This is a genomic window from Spiroplasma endosymbiont of Polydrusus formosus, from assembly GCF_964263245.1.
GTDB lineage: Bacteria > Bacillota_I > Bacilli_A > Mycoplasmatales > Mycoplasmataceae > Spiroplasma.
Genome location: NZ_OZ181656.1, coordinates 96,503 through 109,518, shown reverse-complemented (window position 1 = coordinate 109,518; position 13,016 = coordinate 96,503). Strand labels below are relative to the sequence as shown.

Sequence of the window (13,016 nt, the reverse complement as noted above, 5' to 3'; positions counted from 1 at the left end):
TTATATTTTTTTGATGATTACTCGTTAAGTTAAATTACGGTTTAAAAATTCTTTCTCGAAACGCCGTATATAATTCATTGGTAAAAATTACAAGTGCTTTTCAAAAATTTTAAAATAACTTACAATTAGGATTTAAACAGCATCAGCGGGGATATTATTTATCAATAATTTGAAAACATTAAAGAATGTGTTGGATTAATCAAAAAATTAAAAAAAATTGATGGTGATTAAGGGGAAACTAACATGAATATTTTAATAATTGGTGATATTTATGCGCAAGCTGGTCGTACAGCTGTCAAAAAATACTTACCAAAAATAATAAAAAAATATAATATTAATTTAATTATTGCCAATGGTGAAAATACAACACACGGTAAGTCAATAGCAAAGCATCATTATAATGAGTTAAAAGAAGCGGGGATTAATATTATTACCTCGGGTAATCATATTTTTCGGAATCCCGAAGTTTTAAAATATATTGAGGAAGTAAGTGATTTATTAAAACCAGCCAATATGAATTCGTTTACCCCTGGGCAAGGTACCGTTGTTATTAATGTTAATAATAAAAAAGTTCGCATTACTAATTTAATGGGCCGCAGTTTTATGGATCCTGTTGACAATCCTTATACCATTTTTGAAAAAATTATTGCAAATGATGATAGTGATTATCATTTTGTTGATTTTCATGCCGAAGCTAGTGCTGAAAAATTAGCTTTTGCTTGAAACTACGATGGTATTATTACTGGTTTTTTTGGAACCCATACCCATGTTCAAACTGCTGATAATCGAATCTTACCAAAAGGAACCGGATATATTACCGATGTTGGGATGTGTGGTAGTTATGATTCAATTATTGGGTCTAAACCAGATGAAATTATTATTAAAGAAAAGACGGGATTACCAGCGCGGTTTGAACCAGCAACTGAAAATGATCGATTGATTTTTTCAGCAGCATTATTACAAGTTGATGATAAAACAAATAAAGCAATTAAAATTGATCGGATTTTAATTCGTCCGGAAAATGAAACTAATTTTTTTGCATAATAAAGGAGACTATTAAATGGCTATTTTAATTAAAACGAATGTAATTATTATTGGTGTTTGTATTACCATAGGTATTTTTTTGTGTTGTTATCTTTTTTATCGTTTTTACCGTTTGTTAAAAACAAAAACAAAACATAGAGAAATTCAATTACCAGAGTATATTGAAAATAAATATTTTATTACTGCTGATCAATATCAATTAACAACATTAGGAACAATTGATAAAACTGGGGAATATATTATTTTAGCAGTTCATGATTTATACGGGCAAAAAGAAAACTTTCGGGGTTTAATTAATAATGCGATTTTAGTTAAAAATAAAGTTTCGGTAATTGCTTTTAATCAGCGTAATGTTGGGAACAATGAACCAACGGATATTAAGAATGTCGGAATGTTAGTTAATGACATTATTGATGTCATTGCCGCGTTAAAAAATAAATATGAACAACAGAAAGTTATTATATTGTTAGAAGGTTTTGCTGGGTGTTTAATTAATTTAATATTAAAGCAAAAACCAACAATTAACCAAGTTTTTTTTGTTAATCCAATCACTAATCAAAAGGGAATGCATTTTTCAATGATTAGCAAAATTGTAATTGTGTTTGGTTTTTTGTTTAATTTAAATAAAATTATGAATATTTCAATTGACTATCAATTTTTAAGCCAGAATAAAAAGTATTGTACTTTGATGATGCAAGATAAACAATCTTATTTTTTAAATCAAGTGTTACAATTTAACTATCTTAATAAAAAGATAGTTAAACAAATTAATAATGTCAAAATGAAAATTTTAATTGTGCAAGCAGAAGCGGATAAATTTTATAACGCAAAAACAGCGGCTTTAATTAAGGAAGAAAAAGGCAAAATAGTAAAAATCTCAACAGCCAAACATTATTTATTTACTGATGAAAATATTAACGCAATAATTTTTACAGAAATTATTAATTTAATTTAAAATTAATTAATTTTAAATTAAAATATAAATGTTGTGAAATAACAACATAAAACTTATTAAGAAAGTTGGTTAGTTAATCTAAACGATGATCCACCAGCAACCCTATATTTAACTATAAGGTGCTTTTATCAGAGAAAAATGATTTATACTACCAATAATGTTTATTAGTTATTGAAAAGAAGTTAACTATTAATTTATATGTAACAATATCGTTATTAACGCCACATTATTCTGATGTGGTTTTATTTATGATTAAGGAGAATAGAAAATGGAAAAAGATCGCATTTTATTTACATCAGAGTCAGTATCGGAAGGTCATTCGGATAAGGTTTGTGATCAAATTTCGGATGCTATTTTAGACGCATGTTTAAGGGAAGACCCATTAGCTCGTGTTGCTTGTGAGTGCTTTATCACAACGAACCGTGTTATTATTGGTGGTGAAATTACCACAAAAACCAAGGTTGATTATGTCGCGGTAGCTCGCAAAGTTTTAAAAGAAATAGGATATAATAATGCCGAATGAGGCATTGATTGAGAAACTTGTGAAATTGAAGTTTTAATTAAAACACAATCACCCGATATTTCAATAGGAGTTGATAAAGCAGGAGCAGGGGACCAAGGAATTATGTTTGGTTATGCGACAAACGAATCAAATAATTATATGCCATTGGCAATTTCAATTGCCCATGCTTTAGTAAAACGCGCAACGATGTTGCGGAAAAAAGCAGTCTTTATTGGGGCCCGACCAGATATGAAATCACAAGTAACATTAGATTTAACCAATATGAAACATCTTTATATTGATACAATTTTAATGTCAATTCAACATGATGAAGATATTGATGAAACAAAATTTAAACAGTTTGTCATTACCGAAATTATGAAACCAGTTGCCCATGAGTTTAAATTAAATTTAGATTTTAAAGTTTTAATTAATCCAACTGGTCGTTTTGTTGTTGGCGGACCAAAATGTGATGCTGGATTAACGGGACGAAAAATTATTGTTGATACTTATGGTGGTTATGCTAGACATGGTGGTGGAGCGTTCTCAGGAAAAGATGGGACAAAAGTTGATCGCTCAGCAGCTTATATGGCGCGATATGTTGCAAAAAATATTGTCGCAGCTGGCTTAACAGAACGATGTGAAATTCAATTATCTTATGCAATTGGCGTTGTGGAACCAATTTCCATTTTTGTTGAAACATTTGGTACTAATTTTGTTCCGAATGATGTTATTTTAAAAGCAATCAAAGAAAATTTTGATTTTCGGCCACAAGCAATGATTGAAACACTAGAATTACAAAAGCCAATTTATCAACAAACAGCAACTTATGGTCATTTTGGACGTTATCATACAGAGTTACCATGGGAGAAATTGGATAAAATTCAAAGTTTAATAAAATATTTACCAGTTGTTTAATTTTTAGATATAATTAATCTACAAGAAAAAAAGGAGAAAAACTGATGGAATATAAGTTAATCGCTCTTGATTTAGATGGAACAACAGCAAGGAGAAATCGAATTTCAAACCAAAATATAACGGCAATTAAGTGAGCAATGGCAAGAGGGATTAAAGTAATTATTGCTACTGGCCGTAGCATTGGTGCAGTTCGCAAAGTTGCCAAAAAATTAGGTATTATTGAAAAAAAGATGCCTGTAATTGCTTTCAATGGAGGCTTAATTTATGATTTTACAAAAGAGAAAATTCTGAAACAAACTGTTTTTTCAAATGCCGAATTAATTAATATTTTTAATATGGCTAATAAATATAAAGCACAATTATGGGCTTATTCGGTTGATAATGAACATTTATCTTATGTTAATACAAAACATAGTTTAATGGTTAAATGAATGAGTTTTCACACAAAACAAAAAATAAAATTAATTCACAATCCATCTACTTTGCAAGACCGGGCTTATAAATTTGTTGTTAGTGGTAAAAAAGAAAATGTTTTAAACTTTAAAACAAAAATTTTAGTAAAATATGAATTTAATATTTTTAATTGGTCGTACTTACCAAATCAAAGTTTAAACTTAGAAATTAGTCAAAAAGGAAGTGACAAAAAAGATGCTTTAGAGTATCTGACTAAAATTTATAATATTCAACCATCAGAAGTTATTGCAATGGGAGATGGTTCAAATGATTATGAAATGTTAAAATGAGCTGGTGTTGGTATTGCAATGGGAAATGTCAAAAACCGTCTTAAAAACATTTCAGATGATACAAACACATATTATCGTCGTTCGGGAGTAGCAAAAATAATTAATAAATATTTTAAAAAATAAAAAATATCATCAAAACTATTGATATTTTTTATTGTTTTTTTTATAATTAATGTGGTCATAAATTAAAAACAAAAAGTTTAGTATAACTAAACAAAATTACGGGGTGCCAATGTTACTGGGAGAAAAAATCAAATTATTACGTCAAAAAAACAATTTAACAATTGAAGAATTGGCAAACCGTTGTGAATTAACGAAAGGTTTTATTAGTCAGCTTGAACGCGATATTTCTTCTCCAAGTATTGAAACGCTAGAAAGTATTTTAGAAGTTTTAGGCACCAACTTAGCAGATTTTTTTAAACAAGAAAAAAATAAGAAATTTGTTTATGTCAAAGAAGAACACTATGAGGTTAAACAAGATAATTATAGGATTGAATGATTAATTCCTAATGCCCAAGTAAATAAACTAGAACCAATTTTAATTCAAATTAATCCTCGCGGCGAATCGGAACGGGTATTGCCTTTTGAAGGTCAGATTTTTGGTTATGTCTTAAAAGGACCAATCGTAGTTTATTCCGGGCAAAAAGGACAAGAAGCCCATACCTGGGATAGTTTTTATTTATATGGTAATAACCAACATTATTTAAAAAATGAAACAAATGAAATGGTTGAAATACTATGAATATCAACCCCACCAATATTTTAAAAATTTAGAAAAGGAGTGGGGGCATTGGAAACAAATATTTTAGAATTACGGAACATTTCAAAACAATATGAAGGAAAGGTTGTTTTGAAAGGAATTAACTTAAACATTAAAGAGGGAGAATTTGTCACATTACTGGGGCCATCAGGGTGTGGTAAAACAACAACATTAAGAATTGTTGCTGGATTTGAACAACCAAATAGTGGTGAATTATTATTTTTAGGAAAAGATTATTTAAAAACGCCGGTTCATAAACGCGAAGTTAATACTGTTTTTCAAAACTATGCCTTATTCCCTCATTTAACTGTTTTTAACAATATTGCCTATGGTTTAAAAATTAAACGAAATAAATATAACATTATTGAAACTGAAGTTAAAAAATTTCTACAGTTAGTGGGATTAGAAGGTTTTGAAGATAAATCAGTTGAGCAGTTGTCGGGAGGACAACGCCAACGGGTTGCGTTAGCCCGCGCTTTGATTAATAAACCAAAGGTTTTATTATTAGACGAGCCAATGGCAGCCTTAGATATTAAATTACGAAAAAAAATGCAAACAGAATTAAAAACTTTGCAGGGGGAAATTGGGATTACTTTTATTTTAGTAACCCATGATCAAGAAGAGGCATTGACAATGTCCGATCGTATTATTGTAATGAATGACGGGGCAATTCAACAAGTTGGAACACCAGCGGAAATTTACAATGAGCCAGAAAACTTATGAACAGCCCAATTTATCGGTGATTCAAATATTATTTCAAATGCAATTTTTATTAAAGACAATTTAGTTGAAATTGATGGGAAAAAATTTATTTGTGCTGACCGTGGTTTTAAAGAAAATGAAAATCACATTGATATTATTATTCGTCCCGAAGATATTGATATTGTTCCAGTGGGGAAAGGATTTTTTACAGGAACAGTTAAAAGAGTTAGCTTCAAAGGGGTTCATTGAGAAATTATTTTTAAATGTAAGGAACGAAAATATTTAATTCATTCAACAGATAAAGTTGAAGAAGGTGATCAAGTTGATATCTCGTGAAATGTTGAAGATATTCATGTGATGTGAAAAGAAATTGATGATTAAGGAGTAAGAATGATGGAAACCAAAAGCAAAACCACCAGGAAAAGTTAAAAAATTATTTAAAAAACACGGTAGTTGGATTAAATCAAATAGCCAGCAATTTTATGCTTGATGCCGCACAAAATATTTAAACATTTCTTATCACACAAAACAAAGTAAATGATTTAAAAGAGGTTTAAATCCAATTTTATGACCATACATTATTATTGTGATTTTATTAATTGTTGTACCATTATTAATTATTTTACTATATTCATTTATTCAACCAACAGGAAATAGTTTGGTATTTGAAATTAATTTTAAAAATTTTGTAAAATTTTTTTCAGAACGGAATTTTGTTATTTCCTTGTTTTTAGCATTGGAGTATTCATTAATTGCGGCTATAATTACGATTGTGATTGCTTATCCAGTTGCATATGTAATGGCATTTTGTAAATCAAAATTGTTATCAAAAAACATTTGAATTTTAGTAACACTACCAATTTGAATTAATATGTTATTAAAAATTATTGGGTTGCAAACATTGTTTAATATTATTGCTCCAGAGTTACTAGGAACGCCAATTTCAGTTGTTATTGGGATGGTTTATGCTTTTTTACCATTTGTCATTTTACCAATTTATAATAGTTTAGATAGAATTGATAATTCATTAATTGAAGCCTCAAAAGATTTGGGAGCAAATTGTTTTAAAACATTTTGAAAAGTTATTTTTCGTCAATCAATTCCAGGCATTATTGCGGGGGGAACATTACTATTAGTTCAAGCCACAACATCTTTAATCATTGTAAAATTTATGGGGAATGGTCGCATTAATCTAATTGTTGATGTAATTGAAGCATATTTCTTTAAAGGGGGTAATTTTGGAATTGGAGCAGCGATATCAGTTGTTTTAGCGCTTATTGTCTTTTTAATTATTGTGCTATCAAATTGATTATCGAAATATTTTGAAACAAGAAAAGGACGTCGAAATGAGAAAGTTTTTTAAGTCATCTTATATGGCGTTAATCATGCTATTCATTTATATTCCAATTATGATTTTAATTTTATTTTCCTTCAATAACGGAGATAGTATGAGCATTTTTAATGGTTTTTCTGATCGTTGATATAAACAACTTGCAAGTGAACAACCTTTTTTGCAAAGTATTATTGTATCAATTTTTACCGCGGTAATTTCGACTGTTGTTTCAGTTATCATTGGGACATTAGCGGCGATTGGTTTAAGTCGAGCACGCCGAATTACCCAAAAAATGACCTTATCAATTACAAACATTCCATTAATTAATGCTGATATTATTACAGCCGTATCATTAATGATGTTATTTATTGCCTTAGGATCAAATTTTGGAATGTTAACATTAGTTTTAGCGCATGTTTCACTTGATGTTCCGTATGTTATTTTAACGGTGTTACCACGATTACGAAAAGTGGATCCAAAATTAATTGAAGCGTCATTAGACTTGGGGGCAAAGCCATCACAAACATTACGAAAAATTATTTTACCAATTTTAAAACCAGCTATTATTGCCGCGGCGGCAATTGCCTTTGCGATGAGTTTTGATGATTTCATCATTTCTTATTTTACGGGTGGTGATGGTGTTAACGTTGCAACATTCATTTATACTGTTAAACGCATTAAACCATTTATTAATGCTTTTGGAACAATTTGTATTGCAATTATTGGAATTGTTATTATTGGTTGAAATGGTTGAAATATTTATAAAATTAATTATAATAAGTTTTATCAGGAAATGTTAAAAGGAACTTATAAAGACAAAGATGTTTTGCATTATGAAAAGAAATTATCCTTTCTTTATCATCAATTAAATAATCAATTAAATAGTAAGCAATTTGATAATGAAAAACAAAAAGAACGTTTACGTTGAAAAATTATTAGACTAGAAAAAAAATATGATAAAAGTATTTTATGAATCGAAAATAAGAAACAAAGTTTTGTTGAACGACAAGAAATAAAAGAAAATATGAATAAAATGTCTAGGAAAAAATTACGTTGATTGGCAAAAAGTTGAAAACCAGTTTCGTTGACAATTATTGTTGTTGGATCAACAACATTATTAACAGGGGTTTATATTACTAATAATATTTATGATTTAGCCGTAGCGAACTGGGGGGGCTATATTACTGCTGATTTAATTAGTAATTTTGAAAAGAAATATAATGCGAAAGTTAAGTATAGTGTTTATGATAGCAATGAAACATTATACAACAAACTATATACAACACATTATAACATTATGGTACCAAGTGATTATATGGTTAATAAGTTAGCACAAGAAGATCGTTTAGAAGAAATTGATTATCAAAAATTAAGTGAAGTTGATAAAAGATTTAACATTATTAAACCAAATTCAAATTATCATGGTGAACAGATGACAGAACGAAAAATTGGAAATGAATATTTTAATGATTTAAATGTTGATATTACAACAGTGAAAAAAATAAATCCAGAATTTTACCAAAATTGTATTGTGCCATCTAATTTAGACCAAAAAACATCAAAGTGTTTTGATAAAAGTTATGCAGCATCATTAGCAGATGATTTATTAAATGTTTTAAATAAAAATAAAGTAAATGGCGAAAAAACAATTGTAAATTATAGTTTACCTTATTTTTGAGGAGAAGTTTCGTTAGTAGTTAATCCAACAGCAAGTAATTTAGAATTCTTAAAAGATGTTTTTGCAAAGGCAAATAAAACTTTATCATTATCAGTAAAAGGGCAATTTGGTTATGAACGAGCAAAGTGAAATACTGATTCTGGCCGTGATCAAATTAAACTTATTAATGTGGTAAATAATAATAATAGTGTTAAATCAAATGGAATTTCATGAGATATTTTATGACGAGCAGCAGCGACAAATAAACGTGTTTTAATTAATAATGCTCCGCGAAATTTATTTATGTTAACTACTGAAAAAAAATATTTTAAACCAGTGCCAACAACAAAAAGCGAAATTGATTATGGTTATAAGGAATTATCAACATTATTAAAACATAATAATGTTGCCTTAATGAATGATGAATTAATAAACGCTGTTGGGGATGGGAACTTTGATTTTGCCTTTATGTATAATGGTGATGCAATTTATGCTGATACATTATTTGCTAACAGTCGCAAAGAAGCTAGTGCCACCAAATTAATTATTACCCGACCACGAGCAACAATTGAATGAACACCAACAACAATTGAGGGAACTAATATTTGAAGTGATAATATGGTTTTAGCAAAGAATGCGAAACATCCTGATTTAGCTTATAAGTTTATGAATTTTATTATTCAAAACGAAACCGCTTTAACTGAAGAAGCAAATTATACTTCTCCTTATAAACAAGTAATAGATTATGAAAATAACTATAATTATTATAGTAATGAACATGGCCCAATGACAAGAACTATGGTTAATTATAGTAGTGACTATGTGCCGGTGGCAAAACTTGGTGATAATGATATGTATATTACCCAACCAGAAATAACAGATGGACCATTTACAATTATAGATTTAGATACCTATCTGTTAAATAAATATAATATTTTAATTGCTGGAAAAAACTAATAAAAATATGTATATGGATAGTTTAAAAATAAAAAAAATCAACCATAAGAGAGTTGATTTTTTTTTATTATAGTTAGAGTATTAATTTCTAATTTTAGATTTATCCAAATAAATAGTAAAAACTAAATTTAATTTTTATTTCTTTTCAAGAAGAAATGTTTTCATCATTTGAAAATTATGTTGCTGGTCCTAATTTTAATAATATATTTTTATTAATATTTTTAATATTAATTTTTGAATAGTATAAACTATGATTTGTTTTTTCAAACCCTTTTTAATTTCGATTGCTTGCGCTTCATCATAATAACGATACTTAATTTTATTTATCGAAGTAGTCTTAATTACTTTATATAATTGTTGCTCAATAATTTTGACACCCACTTATTGACTTAATTGTTTGATTATCTAGTAGTTTTCCAGCGAAGTTATTGCCTTACATTGTGATGGTGAGGGTGATTGTTTTTTAAAAAAATATGTCAACTTCTTCTTCAATTATGGTTTATAAAACTTAAATATCCAACTAACTTGGCGTAAGCTCTTTAAATTTTTTATTTTATAATAAATTGAATAAGATTCGTTAATTTACTTTTTTCATTGTATATTAAACATAATAATCAGTTAATTATTTTTTATTAATTAAATTTAAACTTAATCAACCTCACTTAATAGTTTCTTGTGATATATCAGTTTTATTTTGATCTTTGTATTCATTGGGATTTTGACTTTTATTTAGGTCTTTATCTTTACTAGGATTTTTTCTTCATAATCTTTACCATGATCTTTGTCTTGATCAAAGCCATGATTTGGCTTTTGGCCTTTGCTTTGTTCTTCTTTTCTAGTTATTTTGATTATCTGATTATTTAGTTTTTTCGTTAAAATTGTTTCTTTGCATTATTGTGGTTGAAAATGTTATTATTTGTTATTATTATAAGTTACTTCCTCTTTAGATGACGGTTTTTCTAAGTATTGGATGTTGAGCTCATCGATAGTAATTGTTTTAAATTTTGTGGTATTTTTTAAATCAGTTCAAATATAATTTTTTTATTGTGGTTAACACCGTTTCAACATCTCTTATTGTTAATTTGTGTTAGATCTGACAAAATTACTGTAACATCAGTTCACTTAATGGTTGTGGTCGTATAAATTATTTTGATGTCTTAAACTAATACCTTATAAATTGTGGAATAATATATCACTTACTTAATTAGATTGTATTACTTTCAATTTTATTGTCAATATATTTTTTTGTTTTTTTAAATTTTTCAATAACAAAAATACATTTTTATTAAAAGACATTGTGTAGATACAAGATCCAAATTTGTATCTCTTGTTAAATTGATAACAACATTATTAAAAATAAATGCAACTATTTTAAAATTAATAAAAATTTACTTAATATTTTTACAAAATATTTCTTTTGAACTTAATCAGTTTAAACAGGGTCAAAGTTTATCGTTTATAATATTAACTACCCAATCTATTTCTTGTTGCATAACATTATTAAAATTTGTTCCTTTGGTAAACCAATGTATAAGTTCATAGTTCATATATCCAATTAATGGTTTTTGTTTGTGATTTACTAGGATCACAAAAATAAACTTGTGTTTCAGTAAATATTTCCATTTCTCTTCATTTACTAAATTCTTTGCCTTGATCTGTAATAATTCCTTTCATTTTACCTACTAAATTATTATTTATAACAATATCTTTAAATTTTGTTATAATTTCGATAGCACTATGATTTTTTAATTTCATTGCAAAGTAATTATTACTTGACTGTTCAAATAATACTAAACACCCAAACTATATCAATGATCTTTATCAATTGCTATATACATTTGAAATCAACTAACACAAGAAACTTTATTTTCAATATCTCAAATTGATTTAAAATTAATTAATTTTCCACTATTATCAGGTTTTTGTTTTGTTTTATATTTTTTACCACGATGAGGCAAATTTTGTTTTATTAATTATAATTTTCCTAAGCGGATTCATTTATATAATGTTTTAACACAAAGCAAGAAATTTGACACAAAATTTTATAAAATATCGATGAATAATTTGTGTTGGTTAATCATGAATAATTGGATAGGTTAATAAATATGCAATAATTTAGTAAAGTTAACAATAAAAAACGAGTTAATAGTTATAAACATTTAAATAAAAAATATAATTGCAATTTTAGTGACTATAATTTTGGTTTTGATTGAGAAGTATTTAAATATTTTGTGGGAGATAATTATGCTCGATATTTTACTTCACCCTGTTTTTTTAAATTTGCTTCAGCAGGGCGTGGTACTAATAAAACATGAAATCATTTAGCAGAAAAGTTATTTTTTGCTTGTAATTTTACTGATGCTTCGTTGATAATTTTACGAAGATAAACCAATACCACGAAGATACGACATTTGGTGATACCATATTAATGTCTGTAATTATCTATATGATAAATATGTGGGGTTGATATCGGACCTGATAATGAAAACGGGCATTGTTTTTTTTGACCGAAAAACGTTATTAAAGAAGGGTTTTGTGTGGTGTAAAATTGTTTTTCCTAGTGGTATTCGCATTACTTTTGCGGGATATGCGAATGGCAATAAAATTATGGAAAAGTTGGTAAAGGCAGTGGTATTATCTCAGCTTGAACTGATGAAATGATCCACGCCGAAGAAAAAGAAATCTTAACGGATAAAGAGTTAGATAAAAGATATAATAATTTAAGAGTTTCAATGTTTCGGAGTAAAAGTTTAAAAGTGTCTTATGAAAAATATACTGATGAAAATGGCAACGAACAATATAATTTAGATAATCCTATTGCAGTAAAAGAGTTACCCTGAGCATTTCAAGAATGAGATAATATGACAAAAAATATAGCACCGTAACAACATATTTTTATAAAACATATGCTAACCAATTTACTTTTAATCCTTTTGATAAATACCATGTCTTTTATGAAAAATTTGTCACGCCCTATTTACCGTTAAATGAACAAATAAAAACGCTTTAAAAAGAACACAACCAAGTATATTCAGAAAACAACCAAGCATTTAATGGTTTAGGAATCTTTAATTTACACTTAACAATGGGGTTTTGTTTGAAATAAAATTCCTGATATTCTCCAAAAACTTATTTTAGCAAATAAAGAAGAGCGACCTGATTTATTTGAACTTGAATATTACGGTTTTGAATATAACGATAATGACCAAGTATTTATGTTTTACGAAATTATCGTAAATATATCCAAGAATATAACTTGCAATATTTTTATAATACTAATACAAAACATTATCAATTTGATAGTTATGCAATTTGTGTTGATTATGCTAATGGTGGTGTTTTGATCATATGGTATTTTTATTTAGTGATTATAAAATTAATGAGATGAGCTGTGTAGATACATAAGTCAAATTATATCTTGTTGAATTATTCACCAAATAATACT

At 27.6% G+C, this 13,016-nt stretch carries 11 protein-coding genes and 1 pseudogene; 11 read left to right on the top strand and 1 reads right to left on the bottom strand.

Annotated features, from left to right (window positions below; translation table 4 throughout):
* Window positions 1-243: 243 nt before the first annotated feature.
* From ACE38S_RS00555 to ACE38S_RS00520, 8 genes are all read left to right on the top strand, one after another.
* Window positions 244-1,044, top strand: coding sequence for a TIGR00282 family metallophosphoesterase (locus ACE38S_RS00555; protein WP_374695896.1), 801 nt, complete (start codon window positions 244-246; stop codon window positions 1,042-1,044).
* A 16-nt stretch (window positions 1,045-1,060) separates the two neighbouring features.
* Window positions 1,061-1,999 (top strand): serine aminopeptidase domain-containing protein, encoded by a 939-nt coding sequence (locus tag ACE38S_RS00550; RefSeq protein ID WP_374695895.1) that lies wholly within the window; start codon window positions 1,061-1,063, stop codon window positions 1,997-1,999.
* A gap of 268 nt (window positions 2,000-2,267) precedes the next feature.
* Complete coding sequence (metK, locus tag ACE38S_RS00545; protein WP_374695894.1) at window positions 2,268-3,419, top strand: methionine adenosyltransferase; 1,152 nt, start codon at window positions 2,268-2,270, stop codon at window positions 3,417-3,419.
* A 44-nt stretch (window positions 3,420-3,463) separates the two neighbouring features.
* Entirely contained in the window at window positions 3,464-4,285 is an 822-nt protein-coding gene (locus tag ACE38S_RS00540) for an HAD family hydrolase (protein ID WP_374695893.1), read from the top strand.
* Window positions 4,286-4,394: 109 nt separating this feature from the next.
* The gene (locus ACE38S_RS00535) at window positions 4,395-4,928 is read left to right on the top strand and encodes a helix-turn-helix domain-containing protein (RefSeq protein ID WP_374695892.1); all 534 of its coding nucleotides are present in this window, start codon (window positions 4,395-4,397) and stop codon (window positions 4,926-4,928) included.
* 24 nt (window positions 4,929-4,952) lie between these two features.
* Window positions 4,953-6,005 (top strand): spermidine/putrescine ABC transporter ATP-binding protein, encoded by a 1,053-nt coding sequence (gene potA / locus ACE38S_RS00530; RefSeq protein ID WP_374695891.1) that lies wholly within the window; start codon window positions 4,953-4,955, stop codon window positions 6,003-6,005.
* A gap of 205 nt (window positions 6,006-6,210) precedes the next feature.
* Window positions 6,211-6,987: a spermidine/putrescine ABC transporter permease gene (gene potB / locus ACE38S_RS00525; protein ID WP_374695890.1), complete on the top strand. Its 777-nt coding sequence runs from the start codon at window positions 6,211-6,213 to the stop codon at window positions 6,985-6,987.
* Between the two features lie 85 nt (window positions 6,988-7,072).
* Window positions 7,073-9,571 (top strand): extracellular solute-binding protein, encoded by a 2,499-nt coding sequence (locus ACE38S_RS00520; protein WP_374695889.1) that lies wholly within the window; start codon window positions 7,073-7,075, stop codon window positions 9,569-9,571.
* Window positions 9,572-10,959: 1,388 nt separating this feature from the next.
* Here the strand turns inward: ACE38S_RS00520 and ACE38S_RS00515 are convergent.
* Window positions 10,960-11,644, bottom strand: a pseudogene (locus tag ACE38S_RS00515) (IS30 family transposase); the annotation flags it as partial.
* 158 nt (window positions 11,645-11,802) lie between these two features.
* Here ACE38S_RS00515 and ACE38S_RS00510 point away from each other — a divergent pair.
* From ACE38S_RS00510 to ACE38S_RS00500, 3 genes are all read left to right on the top strand, one after another.
* On the top strand, window positions 11,803-11,958 hold the full coding sequence (locus ACE38S_RS00510; RefSeq protein WP_374695888.1) for a hypothetical protein: 156 nt from the start codon (window positions 11,803-11,805) through the stop codon (window positions 11,956-11,958).
* A gap of 94 nt (window positions 11,959-12,052) precedes the next feature.
* A complete protein-coding gene (locus ACE38S_RS00505) occupies window positions 12,053-12,259 on the top strand; it encodes a hypothetical protein (RefSeq protein WP_374695887.1) in 207 nt (68 codons plus the stop codon).
* Entirely contained in the window at window positions 12,229-12,456 is a 228-nt protein-coding gene (locus ACE38S_RS00500) for a hypothetical protein (protein WP_374695886.1), read from the top strand. The genes ACE38S_RS00505 and ACE38S_RS00500 overlap by 31 nt, the downstream gene beginning before the upstream one ends.
* Window positions 12,457-13,016: the final 560 nt, after the last annotated feature.